This is a genomic window from Exiguobacterium sp. s56, from assembly GCF_018618255.1.
GTDB classification, from domain to species: domain Bacteria; phylum Bacillota; class Bacilli; order Exiguobacteriales; family Exiguobacteriaceae; genus Exiguobacterium; species Exiguobacterium chiriqhucha.
The window spans coordinates 24,759-41,806 of record NZ_JACSLR010000010.1; the positions used below are offsets into that span (position 1 = coordinate 24,759).

Below are 17,048 nucleotides of genomic sequence, written 5' to 3' on the forward strand. Positions count from 1 at the left end.
AGAGAGGGGCAACCGTATGCAACCAGGGCTGCAAAAGAAAATCAAAGAAGCGACGTATTTGACGGCGGAGAAGGCATGGAGCTATCGTCCGATTTTACGTTATTTCTACATCCAGCATGAACGAATGCGTGAATTTTTATATCCGGAAGAGATTTATGAGTACTTGAAGCAATACATAGAATTTCAAGAATACACGATGGACGGATTGCATCAGGATTTAGAGTCGCTCGTCAAATGGGGCAACTTGATTGCCAGTCAAGAACACCGAAAGGCGAAGACGATTGAAGAATACAAAAAGAAAAGTTTCCGCTACCAATGTACGCCGTACACGGTCGAATTTGAGCGGATGATGATTCAACTCGAGCAGCTCGGTGACAGTTTCGGCGGCTCACTCGAGAAGACACAGTTCGAGCGGCTCTATCACGTCCTTGACGCGATCGCTCAGGCAGACGGAAAGCCCGACGCCGAATGTGCACAGCTTTGGGAAGATGCCATGCTCTATTTCCGTCAAATCACGCAGAACACGTCGGACTATATCGCCTATATCCATAGTGAAAAAGTCGTCGACAAGATGAAGACGGAAGCGTTCCTCGTCTATAAGGACCGCTTCACGACGTATTTGCGCGACTTCATCATCGCGTTACAGCGGACGGCGATGCAGATTCAGGACTTGCTGACGTCGCTCACGACGAAGCGGCTCGAACCGTTCTTTCAACAAGTTGTCCGGCATCAGCATCAGGCGTTCCGATTCGAAGAAGACGACATGGACCCGATGATCGACTTAGTCGAAAAGTGGCGTAACTTGAGAGCGTGGTTTCTCGGGACGACGCACGGCGAGAGCGAGTTTGAACGTCTGCAAGAACGGACGAACGAGGCTATCCGCCGCATCACCCGCATCGTTCAACGCATGAGCGAACGGCATCAACAATTTCGGAGCCGGCGCCGTGATTACGAGCATTTGGCAAAGTGGTTCGATGGGATGGAGACGATCGAAACGGCCCATGAACTGTCATCGGTCGTGTTCGGCGTGTTCCATACGCGTCACCTTTACGGGGACCATGTTCCGACCGACGACATGTACGTCGACGTGTGGGACGAGGCACCAATCGAACACGAGACGAAACCACGAACTACGAAATTTAAAGAATCGACGAAAGCCGGGGCCATCATTGACCGATCTGATAAGATTGCGGAGATGCGCCGACTTCATTTAAAGCAACTCGAAGAAGAGAAAGAAGCCATCGAACGATACATCGAAGCGGGCGTCATCTCGATCAAGGTGCTCCCAGTCATCGAACCGCATGTGCGAAAGCTGTTACTGTCGTGGCTCGGTAAAGCGATGGTACGGGAAGATCGGGTCATCAAAACGGAGTACGGCCGCCGCGTGCGGGTGACGCTCGAGGAAGAGCGTGTCATCTTGCGTGCGACCGACGGGACACTTGAGATGCCGAACGTGGAATATTACTTCATCGATGAGGAAGTGACGTCATGAGTGAGGAAACAAAAATAGATGAACGGATGGTTGAGGCGCTCGGAATCCTCTTCGAACAGTTTTGGGTATTACGAGCGGAGCAACCGCCCATCTACCAAAAAATCCGAGAACGTGAACATCAACTGAAACGTTACGTGACCGAGAAATTCGGCTTTGATTTGATCGTCCATCAACATTTCATCAAACTTGAGAAGCTCCCGGTCGACCCAAAGCCATGGATGGGCATCCAAGCGTTCACCGAACCGATGGACTACGCAATTTTCTGTTGCGCGCTCGCATTTACAGAAAGCAAGTCGGTCGATGAGCAGTTCTTGCTGTCCCATATCACGGAAGACATTCAAGAGATGTACCCTGGAGACTTGCCGCTCGATTGGACGAACTACCGTCATCGCAAATCGCTCGTCCGCGCGCTCAAACAACTTGATGAGCTGAAGTTGATTCGTGCGGTCGACGGGGACGTCGACTCGTTCGCGATGAGCGAGACGGAAGAAGTGTTGTACGAAGTGAGCGTCCATGCCCGCTATTTCATGCGGTCTTACCCAGAGGACTTATTCAATTACGAGACGATTCAAGATATCTTGACGAGCGAGTGGAGCCGTCAAAAAGAAGATGAGCGGCGGAAACGCGTATACCGCAAGCTCATGTTCTCGCCAATCGTGTATCGGGAGTCAAAAGACGATCCAGACTTCGCCTATATCCGTAACTTCAGGAACCGGCTCGGGGATGAGTTCGAGAAGTTCACGCCGTTCCGGTTAGAAGTGTTCAAAAATGCGGCCATGCTCGTCCTTCCTGACCAAAAACAGCGCTACACATTGTTCCCGAATCAAAAAGGAATCACGGGCATCGCTTTGCATGTGGCAAGTCATCTTAGGAAACTTGAACTGCCGGTCAACGAGATGGGCGAGATCCGGGTCACGTTGCTCGAATTTGAGCGGATGGTCGAGGCGGTTCAGCTTGAGTGGGGACCGGGTTGGGCAAAACAATATCGTGAAGACACACCGAAAAAAGTGGCGGCAGAACTCGTTTCGCTCCTCCTTGAATGGGAGTTCGGATATGTGGAGACCGATTCAGGAATCCTTGTCATCCAGTCCGGGTTCGGTCGCACCGTTGGATATTACCCAGAAAAATTTATAGAGGAGCTGACGAAATGAGGGCGCAAAATCGCTGGAAAATGAACCGAGCAGGCTTGCTTAATTTTTGGTATTACACAGAAGAAACGTTCGATTTCTCGGACGGGAAGCTGTTGCTTCGAGGGAGTAACGGATCAGGTAAATCCGTGACGATGCAGAGCTTCCTGCCCGTGTTACTTGACGGGAAGAAGTCACCGGACCGGCTCGACCCGTTCGGTTCGAGAGCGCGCAAGATGGAAGACTATTTACTCGGCGAGAAAGAAATCGTCGACCGGGAAGAGCGGACAGGCTATTTGTTCATCGAATACAAGAAGGCCGAGACGAATCAATATGTGACGACCGGGATCGGGCTTCAAGCGAAGCGTGGGAAGCCCCTCAAATTCTGGGGATTCGTCATCACGGACAATCGTCGCATTAACATCGACATCGAGTTGTATAAACTCGACCGCCAAGGGACACAGACGAGTAAAATCCCGTACTCACGGGTCGAGCTCGAACGGGTCATCGGGGATGGGGGAAAAGTCGTTACGACACAAGGCGAGTATATGCAGCTCGTCAACAAACACGTCTTCGGCTTCGAGTCAATCGATGCCTATGAAGAGTTGATCAAGTTGCTCATCCAGTTGCGGAGCCCGAAACTGTCGAAAGACTTCAGGCCGACCGTCATCTACGAGATTCTCGAGGCAGCGTTGCCACCGTTGTCAGATGATGACTTACGCCACTTGTCCGACACGATTGAACAGATGGATCAAACGAAGCAACAACTCGAGCAGCTCGAGCGTGAGCTCATCGCGTTGCAGAAATTGAGCCGTACGTACGATGCGTACAATGAGCGTCATGTGGCCGACCTCGCCGTCGAGTACCGGATGGCGACCGAACGAGAGACAACGGAAGCGCAAGAGCTTGAAAATTTACGTGAACTCCAGACGTCAAGGGCGCATGAGGTCGAGACGCTGAAGCAATTGATTCAACAGCTCGACCAAGACAAAGCGACGGCAGAGCGTCAAAGGCAACGTTTGGCGTCCCATAAAGTTTGGAACTTAGAAGACGAGTTGAAGAAAGAGGTAGATGCGTTACAGCACATCACGGCTGATTATCGACGGCAGGACGAGCGACGCGCGAAGACCGCTCAAAAAATCTATGACGCGAAACAGCGGCAAGACGAAGAACAGGTAGTCCATCGCACGACACTCCAAACGATCGATGACCTGATTGATGATATGGCGTACGACGCAGAACAGGCGGCGTTCGACCGTCATGAGTTGAACGTCGCCGATTATCGTCGCCTGAATCGAGACTTTGATTTCCTGACGTGGAAACGCGAAGTAGGGGAACATATGGAACGGCTCGGCAAAGTGGCGGAAGGGATGCGCGCGCTCGAAGAGACGAAACGGAAACTTCAAACGGAAAACAAGCAACTCGCCGACGAGCAACAAGCGCGTGATCAGAAAAAGCACGAGCAGAGCGATTGGCAAAAGACGTTCGACCAAGACTTGGAGCGTCATCTCGCAGACGTATATCGGTGGACCGAGGAGCATCCTGAGTTTGGTGTCGAAGGGGAGACGATGGGTCACATCGAGCGCACACTTCGAAACGACTATGACCCGTCAACGTATGAGGATGTGTTGCGTCTCGTTCGACCAAACGTGGTCGGTTACCAGAACCGGCTACGTGAAAAAGCGGCCTCGAAGAAAGCGGCCGAACGCGTGATTGATACGAACATTCAAAACATAGAGTCCTCACTTGCCGAGTGGAAAAAGAAGACCGATCCCGAACCGGACATCGACCCGATGACGAGAGCGTCCCGGGAACAGATGCGGGCCGACGGCGTCGTGTTCGCTCCGTTATATGCACTCGTCGAGTTCGTGGACGGAGTGGAGGAAGACGTTCAAAAACGGATTGAAGCCGCGCTCATGGACAGCGGGATGTTAGACGCTCTCGTCACCGAGGCGGACGTCACATACGACCGGGTCTTGTTGCCGGCGCCACAGATGATGGCGCATACGTTGGCCGATTATTTGAAGCCGAGCCCAGTAGATACGGGAATTGCTTCGGACCGAATCGACGACGTGCTCCGCAGTATCCTCATCGGTGATGGCGAGACGTCCATCGGAGAAGACGGGACGTATCGGCTCGGTCAATTAAACGGACATGCGGTACCGGTCGAACACGTCCGTTTCCTTGGGCGAACTGCCCGTCAACGATATCGGGAAGCAAAGATTGAACAGTTACAGCACGAAATCGAACAACTTCAACTCGAGCGCGTGACGCTACGTGGTGAGCAGGCGGAGTTGGGTCAACACATCCAATCGGCTGAAGCGGCGTGGGAGGCATTCCCGTCTGACCGGGATTTGCGGATGAGTCATCAAGAAATCCAAAAGATCAGATTTGAGATCGAGAGTTTGGAGCGACGTTGCCGTCAAATCGAAGACATGTTGAAACAGACGAGTGAGCGGTTCAACGTGTTGAAGCGTGAGGTATATACACTGGCTGAGCCGTTCGAACTAGAAAAGACGCAAGCCGCGTTTGAACAAGCGAAGCGGGCGGTGGTGAGCTATAAAGATTTACTACTCGACACACATCGGGAGCACGACAACGCGGTCGCCTCGAACAAACGGCTCGCCACGATGGAGGCGGCCCTTGCGGAAGCGGAAGAAGACATTCTCGAACTCATGGGTGAATTGAATGAGCTCGAGGACAAAATGGTCCGGGTTCAAAAAAATATTGCGCAAATCGAGGACCAACTGGCGAGAGAGGGCGCTGACGACATCCGTCAACAAATCCAAAACGTCCAAGCTGAATTGGCAAGAATTGAACATGAACGGAGCCAATCGTTACAGCTTGTCGCGACGCGCCAGGCGCAACTTGATGCGGACGCGAACAAGTTGCACGAGAAGCAACATAGCCACACGTTGTCAAAACAGATGCGAGTAGCATGGGAGACGGCCTTGAAAACGGAGTGGAAACGAGGAATCGTCTCACTCGACGTAGACGGGGGTGATCCCGAAACATTGTCCCGAACGGTTGAAGCGATGTACGGGAAACGACTCACGAACAGCGCCTCAAAAGCCGACGAACATCTATCGAAAGCGTTCATCGACCAGCAAAATGATTTGATGGAATACCGGATGCGTAACTTCACCGAAGAAGTGCCGCTTGAAGCGTGGATGCGAGACGTCGATGACCGGTTCAGACGAGAAGTCGAGATGTGGCAACAGAAGACGACACGCCGCATCATCTCGCTCGACTTGCGGGGCCAACAGGCGAGCCCGCAAGCGGTCAAGCGAACGGTCGAGGAAGAGTTCGCCCGGCAAGAGAGCGTCTTGAACGAGAGTGATAAGGAACTATATGAAGAAATCCTCTTCAAATCGGTCGGGACGAAACTCCGCTCGCGAATCCGCCGGGCCGAAGAATGGACGGGGGAAATGAACGCGTTGATGGAGAGCCGGAACACGTCGTCTGGGCTTACGTTTTCAATCAAATGGCGGCCACGTACAGCGGAGAGCGAGGAAGAGCTCGATACGAAAGACTTGGTCCATATCTTGAAACAAGATGCGAAGCTGTTGAAGGACGAGGATTTCGAACGGATCACGGCCCACTTCCGGTCGAAACTGAGTAAGGCGAAGCGGATGATTAAAGAAGACGGAGACGGACAGACGCTCCTGCAAGTGCTCCGTGAAGTGCTCGATTACCGGAAGTGGTTCTCATTCGTCTTGTACTTCGATCGAACGAATGAACCGAAGCGCGAGCTGACGAACAATAAATTCGATAAGTTCAGCGGCGGGGAGAAAGCGATGGCGATGTACATCCCTCTCTTCACAGCGTGTTATTCCCGATATAAAGAAGCGGCCGATACTGCGCCGTATATCATCTCGCTCGACGAGGCGTTCGCAGGAGTCGACGAGAACAACATCCGTGAGATGTTCGAGATTGTCGAGCAACTCGGCTTCGACTATATCATGAACTCGCAAATTCTGTGGGGCGATTACGATACGATTTCGTCGCTGTCGATTTGTGAGCTGTTGCGTCCGAAAAACGCCGACTACGTCACCGTCCTCCATTACGTGTGGGACGGCGAGAAACGGCATGCGAAAGAAGAGACGTTGTTATGAAGTCGTTAGTCGACGAAGCCGTACACTACTTCAAAGCATCGACAGGCTTCTCGCGTCTGTTTGAACAGTTCCGGAAGAAGTATGCCTCGCTCGGAAAAGTTGGTGGATCGGTTTCGATTCAATCATTTAAACATGATGAACTTGAAGCGATTGCCCGCTTCTTCGGAGAAGACGTCGCAACGATCCGGTTGAAGAAGACGGTGACACTTCGAGCGTTCGAGAAGAAACTTCAGACGACCAAGTTTGAAGGCGTGACGTTGCTCGAGTTGCTCGAGGCGTATTTCGGAGAAGCGCTTGTGACGAAACAAGAAGCGCTTGCCCAAATGGAAGGACAGCGAGCGGAGCGTTTTCGTGAGCTCAAGCTGACGTATCCGACCCTCACGTTTTGGTTCACTTATTTAGAGGGGCGTACGGCAGACACGCACTGGATCAATCGGATGGTTGAGACGGATAAATTTGACGTGTCTTGCGAGCAACTGTCGCAAGCGATGGAACGGTTGCCACTTGATTATGAGCGGCTGCCAGTGTTCGGGCAACGTATCCTCGGCAATCCACATGCGTTCGACCGTACAACAGATCTCGGGAAGCTCCTCATCCATGCGTTGCATATTAAACGGGGACAGATTGGAGCACCACCGAGCGATACGGAACGGGTAAACGACTTGTTGTTGGAATTTAAGTTGTTACGGGACGACATTACTAATTTTGTGACATGTGCGAATGTGACGGCGGAGCGTGAGGGGACGGAGCATGCAATGTGGCATGGAGCGGCAGCAATGCATAGCGTCTTGAACGTGCCGATGCGTGAGCTGTTGAACGTAGACCGGGTGAGACCAAGCCGAGGACATACCGTATGGATCGTCGAGAACTCCGGTGTGTTCTCAAGCTTACTCGATGACGTGCCAGATGCACCGCTCGTCTGTACACACGGTCAGTTCAAACTTGCGGCCTATCGGTTACTTGATATGCTCGTCGCATCGGGTTGTCAATTGAAATACGCCGGTGATTTCGATCCGGAAGGACTGCAGATGGCGGCACGGTTAAAAGAACGATACGGCGACAAGCTCGATTATTGGTGCATGGACTTGGAGAGTTACGTGGCGTCCGAGTCGAACGTCGAGTTGGCTGAGGAACGATTGGTGAAGCTAGATCGGGTGACGGATGTTGAGTTACAAGACGTGGTGGAAGAGATGAAGCGGCGAGGGAGAGCGGGGTATCAGGAGGCGTTAATAGGAAATATGGTATCCACACTATACATGAAAAAGGAGTAAACTATGATTATTTACAACGAACCTAAAAATATTTTTGTTGAACATATTTTAGAAAAAGAAATTAGTTACGTCCTTAGTAAGAACATTGAAGAAAAGATGAATCGACGCGTTAGTGCTTCCGAAATGACCTCATGGGAAAATTCACTTTCAGAAATGATGCGAGTCATTCGAGGAGAATCGATACCTGATGATGTAAATATTCTACTTGAGTTTAATTTGCCATCAACTCAAAAGCGAATTGACTTCATTATTGCGGGGAAAGACGAAGATGGTCAAAAAAATGCAATTATTGTAGAACTAAAGCAATGGACGAAGGCGGAACTTGCTGACGGAGACGGTATTGTCCAAACCGCATTTCGCGGAAGAACCCAATCGACAGTCCACCCTTCGTATCAAGCTTTATCGTATCGACGGTACTTAGAAAATTATCTCGAATCGGTAGATCCGACCGAGTCTGATATAACGCTTGATTCATGTGCTTATTTACATAATTATATTCGGTCAAGAAAAAATGAAGCTGAACCTTTATTGAATGATAGATACAGTCACTACTATAAGGAAGCACCGATTTATTTCAAAATGGATGATTTGCGCTTAGCTGATTACGTCACAAAGCGGGTTGGGGCCGGTAAAGGCGCAGAAATTGCCAGAGAAATTGAAACCGGGAAACTGAGACCTTCCAAAAAATTAGTAGAAACGTTAAATCTGATGTTTGAAGGGAACGAAGAGTTCATATTACTAGATGAACAAAAAGTAGCCTATGAACAAATTTTAACGATCTATACTGAGCACGTTTTACATACGGACGAGAAGCACGTTGTATTAATTAAAGGGGGACCGGGAACCGGTAAATCCGTAATCGGTTTAAATGCTCTAAAGGCACTAGTGAATGAACAGGCATTAGTCGAGTATATTACGCCGAATGCAGCTTTCCGAGAAGTCTTGAGAAAAAAACTTGTAAGACAAAAGAGTATGATTGAAATTCGAGATATGTTCAAAGGTTCTGGTTCTTACGTGGATACTCAAGCGAATAAAATTGACGTATTAGTTTGTGATGAGGCACACCGTTTGAAAAATCATGGACATATGCAACGGAAAATTGCAGGAGAGAATCAAGCGACTCAAATTATTCGGAGTGCGAAAATGAGTGTCTTCTTCATTGACGATGAGCAAATGATTTCAAAGAAAGACGTTGGATCATATACGTTAATCAAAGAAGAAGCTAAGAGACAAGACGCTATTATTCATGAATTAACACTAGATTCTCAATTTCGATGTGGCGGGTCAGGTAACTACATCCAATGGTTAAGCGAACTTTTTAATAATGAAGCAACGACTGAATTAGATGGATCATATGATATTCGAGTGTTGGATTCGCCACAACAATTGATGGATGAGGTTGTATCAAAACGTGATGGTCGTGTGACTGCAGGCTATGCATGGAGTTGGACGAAAGAACGAATAGATGGACAACTTGTTCCAGATGTTCAGATTCCTGAACATGATTTTGCAATGGCATGGAATGATGCAAAACGTCTGGACTGGGCCATTCATCCAGATGGAAGAGAACAAATTGGATGCATCCATACAGTACAAGGATTAGAAATGACATACGCAGGTGTGATTATCGGACCGGATTTAGGATATGATCCACAATCAAGACAATTGATTGTGCGACGGGAAGAATTCAAAGATAGCGGGGCAAGACCTGCAAAACCGAAGAAGAATGAAGTGGACGCTCTTGAAAAACTCGTGAAAAATACGTATCGAACATTAATGACTCGTGGGATGAAGGGCTGTTACGTGTATTGTTGCGATCCTGAATTGCAAAAGTATATGAAGCAGCGAATAGATTCTACTAGCCATGAATACAAAAGTGTAACTAGAGGAATCTGACTCTAGTTACACTTTCGTTTTGGTTATGAATTTACATTGATCAATTAAGTAAACGTAAACGGGTCGTGTTAATGCCTTAAACATTTTTTCGTTAATGTTAGCGTCTTTAGAAAGCGACGGTTTGTCAAATTAAGCGCAACACTTCCTCCGCGAAGGCCTCGTGTGCGGTCTTTCAGCCGAGACATTTCCTCGGCCGCCCGTTGATCTTGGCGAGCGCGTCCGCGATCTCTCCTTGGCCGACCGTCGCGAAGTCCGATCCTTTCGGGAAGAACTCGCGCAGGAGGCCGTTGGCGTTCTCGTGGCAGCTGAACTCTTTGCCCCGGTCCGTCGTCGCCGTCCTGAACGTGCCCTCCGGGAAGGCGGCGTGGACCGTGTGGATCGCCCCCTCCATCGAGGCCGCGCTACGGTCCGCGATCGGCAGGGCGAGGTAGAACCGGCTCTTGCGCTCGACGAACGTCGCGACGCAGGCCTTCGACTTCCCTCGTCCGGAGACGACGGTGTCGAGCTCCCAGTGCCCGAACGTTTGGCGCCCCCTGACCTCCGAAGGCCGTTTCGAGATGGACAGCCCGACGTTGAACCTCCCGCGTGTCTCCACCGGTTTCCGGCGCTTGCCTTTCTGGCGGAGCGCGGTCGTCGGCACGTCGATCAGCCCCGAGTAGATCCAGCGATAGATGGTCGAGAAGGCGATCCTTCCGTCGAAGAGCCGCCCCACGATCTGTTCCGGGGACCAGGTCGCCCGCAGCTTCCTGATGATCGTCCGACGCATCGTTTCGTCGAGCTTCGTCTTGGCGCCGCAGTTCGCTTTCGCCCTCACGTAGTGTTCCTGTGCACGTTCCGACTTGTACCCGGGGTTCCTCCTGATCTCCCGCGAGACGGTCGAGGGCTGTCGCCCGAGCCGTCTCGCGATGGACCGGATGGACATCCCGAGCTCCAGATAGGTCTCTATTTTCACGCGTTCGGCTGTGGTAAGATGGGTGTAGCTCATAGCGATTCCTCCGTCTGAATGTTTGTGTGGTAACTTCATTCTACACGAGGCCGTCGCTATGGGCTTTTTTGCGTTCACGTTCAGGTGTTGCACTTAATTTTATAATTCATCATATAAAGATTAGGATAGAGATTTGGAAAAGCTCAGATCCATAAACTCTATGCTTTTTCAAGCGAGATATTATGGGATATATTTGTGAATTCCAATATAATTTAGTCTGTTATGTTAGATTTTCTCCACAATATCGAGATACTTACAGATGTTTAATTTCATTCTGATAAAACAATGATATGGAATCTCTGCCAATTTGTTTTGAACGATAAAGAGCTTCGTCAGCCTTACTGATTAGTTGCTCTTTTTCTACTAGATTTGCAGAAGTAGAATGGGCAATTCCGATACTAATTGTTATTGTATCTGCAACCGTTGAAGTTTTATGTTGGATTTTTAATTTATGAATGACATCATTCATATCTTTAGCTATATCAACGGCTTCTTCAACGGATTTCCCATCTAATAAAGCAAAGAATTCTTCTCCGCCATACCTTGCAAAGAATCCTCCAACCATATCCAATCTATTTTTCAATGATTGAGCGACTAATTTTAGTACCTCATCACCTTTTTGATGACCATATGTATCATTAAAAAGCTTAAAACAATCTATATCGATCATAAATACCGTAATTGGTTTCAATAAATCCTTGTTCATCTCCCAAACCTCTTCATAATTTTGGTTGAGTGACCGTCTATTCGGAACATTTGTTAGAGTATCAATGTTTGAAAGAATTTCGAGCTTCTGATTCAGTTGTTTTAGTTCATTTTGTGATCGCTCCAGTTGAGAAGTTCTTATTTGCACTTTTTCCTCAAGGGTGTTATTTAGTTCTCCTAAACGAATAGACAAGGTTTCAACTTTTTGAAAGGTAGATGCATATTTAATAGCAAGAACGATAGACTGAGCAAAGACAAAGATATATAATCCAACACTTGTAAAATCACCTGTATGAATCCATTCATTGTAATAAAGGATATCATTTAAGGCTGTACCAGTAAAAATGACGGTTGAGATCAATAAAACCTTTACACCTGGAACATTTCGCTTCCACGCTTTGGTCAATTCAAAAAGTACATACAACATCATCGCTGTCATGATCAGTTGATAAAAGTTAATCGTATACGAAAAAACTTTAGCAGGTGTAAATAAGACAAATAAAGAATAAAGTAAACTTATAAAAAAGGACATTTGTAAAATGGATTTTTTTATATAGTTAAGAAACATTGCATTAAGAAACAATAAAAATACTGGAAACGCGATTGAAATCGTCCAATATTCGATTTTTCTGTGCCATTCCCAAGAGAAATTAGGGAGTAGATCGGTTAAAACTACCTCGCCGACTATCAGCGAGCGAAGAGCAATTAGTAAACAAAGAATCCCAAAATAGAGAGCAGCTCGATCTGTTCTACGTAGAATATAAATAACAAAATGGTAAAATCCGAAAATAGTTAAACCACCAATAATAAACATTTCTTTAAGCATTCGTTTCTCAGCCATACTTATTAATTCTTCTGCATTTCCGAATAAAAACTCTCCCCAAATTCCACCGTTTCGTGCAGAGTAATTGGAAACCTGTAAAACTAGATCAAATTCTGGCTTATCTAAATCAAGAGTGATGACTTGTGGATTATAGGTTGGACGTTCATCTTTTGAGCTCATACCAATTTCACCAATTTGACTCACTAATTTCCCATTGATCCATAGTTTCGATGCATTCGAAATAAGCGGTACATAAAGGCCCTTATGAGTTGATAAGCTCTCTTCATTTACTTTTATTTTAAGTGTATATGTGGCATGTCCCTCACCTGGTAATGTCTCATTGTTCATTTCAGAACCCATCCACCTATGAGGAAATGAAACAAAAGTTGAGGGATTATCCGGTACTTTTTCTGGTTTGAGGAATTTGTTCCAATATAAACCCCACTCCCCACTCATCTCTATATAATTGTGCTCTTCAAAATTTATATCACGTAAATCAAGTACCCCATTTTTTGCTGTTATCTCATTACCATGAACTGCAAAATTAACAGTTGGAGCAACTGTCAAACAAGTAAACACCATCAGAAACAATAATAAAAGGAATTTTTTAATTCTTTCCATACTTATCTCTCCACTCGTCTTTTGGTGCGATTATTCTTTAGACGTCAAAAACAAAGTATAAATATACAGTAAGTACATATATTTTAAACAAAACAAACGAAATGGACTTCATATAACAAAGAAATAAAGAAAACATGGCAAAAATAGATAGTTTTCAATTGATGAATAAATTGAAGTGTTAAGAATTCTTTTTGAACAGTCTCTTTAATTATACTTATTCTACAACTATATTGAAACCAAGTGTTTATTAATTCAAATCTACAATTTTCTCTTCTTTTAACGCTCATTTAATGATAAAAATACTAAATAGGTTGAGAATTAATGTAATAATCCTAACCGAAAAGCACAGGCCATGATATGCTCCCCAATAGGTAGACAGATGAAATAACAAATCTGTTTATTCTATTGGGGAGTGTTTTTTATGGCGAGAAGTCGCAAGACAAAGTGTAAAGTACGATCGATAAAGCGATTGATGTCTTTTCCGAACAACTCAAAGACGACAACCTAACGGATGAAACTAGAGACAAACTCAATGATCGGATTGAGCGAATGGTGGATAAGTCATTTCAAAAAGATTCGGAGTTCAAGAGATGGATGGGTGCATCGATTGTAGCCGGAGTCAGTGGTGCCGCATTGGTATTAGCAAAAAATCCAGAAGCGAGAAAAACGCTGATTAATTTGCTGACGAAAAAGGGATGAATGTAGCAAATAGGATAGTTGTACGAAGTTTTTAAAATAGCAGGAGCGACGATTCAATTCGTCGCTCTTTTCGGGTTCACCTCATCCATTCTCGAGTACCGATACAATAGGGTTCAAACTGTTCGTTTGTTAAAACGAAACTTAAGTAGTGCTGACACGTAAACGAAAGTGAGAAAGGGGAGGGGGATAATGGCGCCACGTTGCACGAATTGTCACTACAAATGGAGAATAAAAGAAGTTTTAGCACTCGGTTTTTCTAGGGACGGAAAAGACTGCCCAAATTGTGGTCAAAAACAGTTCATTTCTGCTGAAACTCAAAGTTTATTGACCTTGGGATACTTAAGCCTCGTATTCGTTCCGTTTATCCTATTTTGGATTAAATTAAGTGATAACGATGAGAACGCAAGCAGATGATTAAATTCCTAGGACTATGTTTATCTATTGGTTTAGCGTATTGGGCCCTCGATCATGGGATTCACGATGAAGGGTTAGGGTTTCGTAGAAAGGTACCGTTGTTTACCGTGCTGCCGTCGTGTATTTTATACGTAGTTCTTTATGGAATGGATTTAAAAGAACGCTTCAAAAAAAGCGACGAGTAATATCGTCGCTTTTTAGTCTGTCTGTTTCCGGTTATACATCACAATACTTCCAACGAACACGACAAGTGCCCAAGCCGACAGAACCGCAAGCTCCACCCATGTAGAGCCAAGTCCTGCTCCCGCCTCGATTTGATGCGCGAGGTCGATCAAGACGATGTTCGGCAAGTACTCGAGGAGACCGATGATGGAGAAGCGGTCCTCGTATACCAACAGCATCGGTGAGAACGAGAAGAAGAAAAACGCCGGCATGACGATGAGTGAGGCTTCCATGACCGTCTTCGTCATCAATCCGAGAATCGTTCCAATCCCGATATAAAAGAACGTCGAGACGATGAGTGCGAGTGAGATGACGAGAAGGTTCGCCGGGCTGTATCCCATGATAAAGGCACACGCCGCGATGAGGATGAGCGTCGTCACGAACGTGAGCGCGCTCTTTCCGAGTAAGATGTCGAGCGTGCTCGCTGGCGACAACATCAGTCCACGGAGCGTGTTCTTTTCTTTCTCTTCGGCGATCAAAGCACACTGGACGAACGTCGCAACGAGGCTGAACGTGATATTGATGACGAAGTACGTTACGTCGATGCCTTCGCCGCCGAGCTGTGAATAGAAGACAGCGAAGAACAGCGGCATAATCAACGTCGACGAGACGAATAAGTTCCGTGACAAGTCTTTATAGTCTTTCTGGAAAATGGCGAGTGCCCGTTTCATTGAAAATGTCATGATAATTTCCTCCCCGTCACTTCGATAAAGATATCCCCGAGCGTCGGCTCGTTTGAATGAATGGCCGCGATATTTTGGTCGCGCATTTGTGCATGGAGCCAGTCGGCCCCGTCTTTTCCTTGTTTCAAGTCCACCGTTTCCCCGTCATGCAGTTCGACGCGCATCGAGCCGTTCGCATATTTCCGGCGCAATTGTTTCGGGGCGTCGAGCAATTGAATCTCCCCTTGATGTAAGAAGGCGACGCGGTCGCACAGTTCCTCGGCCTCGTTCATGTCGTGCGTCGTCAAGAAGATCGTCGTCCCTTTTGCCTTCAACCGTTCGATGCCTTTATAGATGTGGCGCGAGTTGACCGGGTCGAGCGCCGACGTCGGCTCATCTAAAAACAACAGTTCCGGTTCATGTAACAACGCCCGGGCCAGTGTCACCCGTTGCAGCATCCCGCGTGATAAGGCAGAGATGCGTTTTTTACGTTCCCCGGTCAAGTTCACCGTTTGGAGCACATCATCGATGCGTGTGCGTGGTTCGTCGTATAGGTCGCAATAGAGTTGCAAGTTCTCTTCGATGGAGAGGCGCGTGTATAGGCCGCTGTTGTCGGTCAACACGCCGATCCGCTTCCGGTACTGTTCTTGTTTCAACTCCGAGACCGGGACGCCGAACACGGTGGCGTCACCTGATGTCTGGGCGAGTTGCGACGTCAAAATTTTAATGGTCGTCGTCTTCCCGGATCCACTCGGTCCGAGGAACCCGAACACCTCTCCTTTTTTTACAGAAAAGGTCACGTCTCGTAACGCTTCTTCGTTCCCGAACAACTTTTTCAATTGATTCACGGTGATAATATCCTGCATCGCTCGTTCCTCCTTGTTGATGTCGTATTTCCTGATTACATCATATCGAGAGGAAGAGGCGGGCGCATTAGAATGGCCATAAATGGCGCTTCTTGAGGACTGAGTGGAGCGAATCGGACTGTGAATGGAGCCTATTTCAGCCCAATCATCGTCTTCAATTCGGCCATTTTCGTCTTCGAGAGGGGAATCGTTGTCTTCGCCGAATCATCGAGCACGAGGCTAAAACTGTTCTTCGTGTACGTGATCACTTCCCGCACCCGTTGAAGATTGACGATGTACGACCGGTGACAACGGAAGAAGCCGTACGGAGTCAAACGCGTCTCGAGCTCGTTCATCGTGAAGACGCTCGGGAATTGCTCGGACTGACTGTGCAATACGGATTGTCCGTCCTGACTCTCGATGTAGTCGATTTCCGGCGGGTCGAGCAAGACGATTTTCTCGTTCACTTTCGTCGGAATCTTCTCGAAGCGGACGTGCATGACGTCCGGCGTGACGTCTTCGTTCGCCTCCGGTTCATCTGGCTCCACATCGAGTAGGCGCAAGTGTCGGTGGTCGATGCGATAGACGGTCGACGTGACGAACAGGGCGCTCTCCATGTTGCTCGTCAGGAGCAGGATGGCTTTTTGTTGTTGCTTCAGTTGCAGCAAGACGGTCGCGAACAAGTGCCGTGTCTCTTGGTCGACGTTTTGATCCGGTTCTTCGAGGACGTAGATGTCGCGATTATGTAGCAGCAGTGCCGCGTATTGGACGCGCCGGACGAGCGACAAGCTGAGCCGGTTCAATCGTTTGTTCCGGTATGGGGTGAGTTGAACGGTTTGTAGGACGGCATCCAGCGATTCCGTCGATTCATAGAGTGTGTGCGTGAAACGCAAATACTCCTCGACCGTCAACCGGTCGTATAAGCCGTCACGGATGGAGAAGACCGAAAGCGTGCGATTCGCTGTATCGATGGTCCCCGAGTAGTTCGCGTGCGAGTCCGTCAATAATGCGAACAATATTTCCCGGGAAGTGACGCCGCAGTGGATGGCCGCGATTTCACCCGGATTGATGGTGAACGAGATATGTTCAAGGATGAGCGTGTCTTGTTGGCGAACAGAGACGTTGTCGAAAGTAAGCACCGAATCCCTCCCTTTTTAGTGGGATTATACCA

Annotated in this window: 10 protein-coding genes; 5 read left to right on the forward strand and 5 right to left on the reverse strand. The window is 47.8% G+C overall.

Features of this window, described 5'->3' with window-relative positions:
- The first annotated feature begins 16 nt into the window (after window positions 1–16).
- From KNP71_RS10315 to KNP71_RS10335, 5 genes are read left to right on the forward strand one after another with little or no spacing between them, the layout of a single operon-like run.
- Window positions 17–1,492, forward strand: coding sequence for a TIGR02677 family protein (locus KNP71_RS10315; protein WP_214799882.1), 1,476 nt, complete (start codon window positions 17–19; stop codon window positions 1,490–1,492).
- Window positions 1,489–2,643 (forward strand): TIGR02678 family protein, encoded by a 1,155-nt coding sequence (locus KNP71_RS10320; protein ID WP_214830642.1) that lies wholly within the window; start codon window positions 1,489–1,491, stop codon window positions 2,641–2,643. Before KNP71_RS10315 ends, KNP71_RS10320 begins: the two co-directional genes overlap by 4 nt.
- Entirely contained in the window at window positions 2,640–6,734 is a 4,095-nt protein-coding gene (locus KNP71_RS10325) for a TIGR02680 family protein (RefSeq protein ID WP_214799879.1), read from the forward strand. Before KNP71_RS10320 ends, KNP71_RS10325 begins: the two co-directional genes overlap by 4 nt.
- Window positions 6,731–8,005, forward strand: a complete 1,275-nt coding sequence (locus tag KNP71_RS10330; RefSeq protein WP_214799877.1) for a TIGR02679 family protein — start codon at window positions 6,731–6,733, stop codon at window positions 8,003–8,005. The genes KNP71_RS10325 and KNP71_RS10330 overlap by 4 nt, the downstream gene beginning before the upstream one ends.
- Before the next feature lie 3 nt (window positions 8,006–8,008).
- Window positions 8,009–9,901 carry a DUF2075 domain-containing protein gene (locus KNP71_RS10335; protein ID WP_214799875.1) on the forward strand — a complete coding sequence of 631 codons (1,893 nt, stop codon included), beginning with the start codon at window positions 8,009–8,011 and terminating at the stop codon, window positions 9,899–9,901.
- A gap of 172 nt (window positions 9,902–10,073) precedes the next feature.
- Here KNP71_RS10335 and KNP71_RS10340 read toward each other — a convergent pair whose 3' ends face one another.
- The 5 genes from KNP71_RS10340 to KNP71_RS16040 all read right to left on the reverse strand — a co-directional run bounded on the left by KNP71_RS10340 (window position 10,074) and on the right by KNP71_RS16040 (window position 17,016).
- Entirely contained in the window at window positions 10,074–10,886 is an 813-nt protein-coding gene (locus KNP71_RS10340; RefSeq protein ID WP_214799873.1) for an IS30 family transposase, read from the reverse strand.
- 253 nt (window positions 10,887–11,139) lie between these two features.
- Window positions 11,140–13,035, reverse strand: coding sequence for a sensor domain-containing diguanylate cyclase (locus KNP71_RS10345; RefSeq protein WP_029596190.1), 1,896 nt, complete (start codon window positions 13,033–13,035; stop codon window positions 11,140–11,142).
- A 1,310-nt stretch (window positions 13,036–14,345) separates the two neighbouring features.
- Window positions 14,346–15,053, reverse strand: coding sequence for an ABC transporter permease (locus KNP71_RS10350; RefSeq protein ID WP_029596189.1), 708 nt, complete (start codon window positions 15,051–15,053; stop codon window positions 14,346–14,348).
- On the reverse strand, window positions 15,050–15,898 hold the full coding sequence (locus KNP71_RS10355; RefSeq protein ID WP_029596188.1) for an ABC transporter ATP-binding protein: 849 nt from the start codon (window positions 15,896–15,898) through the stop codon (window positions 15,050–15,052). Before KNP71_RS10355 ends, KNP71_RS10350 begins: the two co-directional genes overlap by 4 nt.
- A 131-nt stretch (window positions 15,899–16,029) precedes the next feature.
- Complete coding sequence (locus tag KNP71_RS16040; RefSeq protein ID WP_214830643.1) at window positions 16,030–17,016, reverse strand: LytTR family transcriptional regulator DNA-binding domain-containing protein; 987 nt, start codon at window positions 17,014–17,016, stop codon at window positions 16,030–16,032.
- Window positions 17,017–17,048: the final 32 nt, after the last annotated feature.

What these genes read in the sequence shown, in the direction of transcription:
- KNP71_RS10315 (WP_214799882.1), top strand. Translation starts at nt 17, where the DNA reads ATGCAACCAGGGCTGCAAAAGAAAATCAAAGAAGCGACGTATTTGACG.
- KNP71_RS10320 (WP_214830642.1), top strand. Translation starts at nt 1,489, where the DNA reads ATGAGTGAGGAAACAAAAATAGATGAACGGATGGTTGAGGCGCTCGGA.
- KNP71_RS10325 (WP_214799879.1), top strand. Translation starts at nt 2,640, where the DNA reads ATGAGGGCGCAAAATCGCTGGAAAATGAACCGAGCAGGCTTGCTTAAT.
- KNP71_RS10330 (WP_214799877.1), top strand. Translation starts at nt 6,731, where the DNA reads ATGAAGTCGTTAGTCGACGAAGCCGTACACTACTTCAAAGCATCGACA.
- KNP71_RS10335 (WP_214799875.1), top strand. Translation starts at nt 8,009, where the DNA reads ATGATTATTTACAACGAACCTAAAAATATTTTTGTTGAACATATTTTA.
- KNP71_RS10340 (WP_214799873.1), bottom strand. Translation starts at nt 10,886, where the DNA reads ATGAGCTACACCCATCTTACCACAGCCGAACGCGTGAAAATAGAGACC.
- KNP71_RS10345 (WP_029596190.1), bottom strand. Translation starts at nt 13,035, where the DNA reads ATGGAAAGAATTAAAAAATTCCTTTTATTATTGTTTCTGATGGTGTTT.
- KNP71_RS10350 (WP_029596189.1), bottom strand. Translation starts at nt 15,053, where the DNA reads ATGACATTTTCAATGAAACGGGCACTCGCCATTTTCCAGAAAGACTAT.
- KNP71_RS10355 (WP_029596188.1), bottom strand. Translation starts at nt 15,898, where the DNA reads ATGCAGGATATTATCACCGTGAATCAATTGAAAAAGTTGTTCGGGAAC.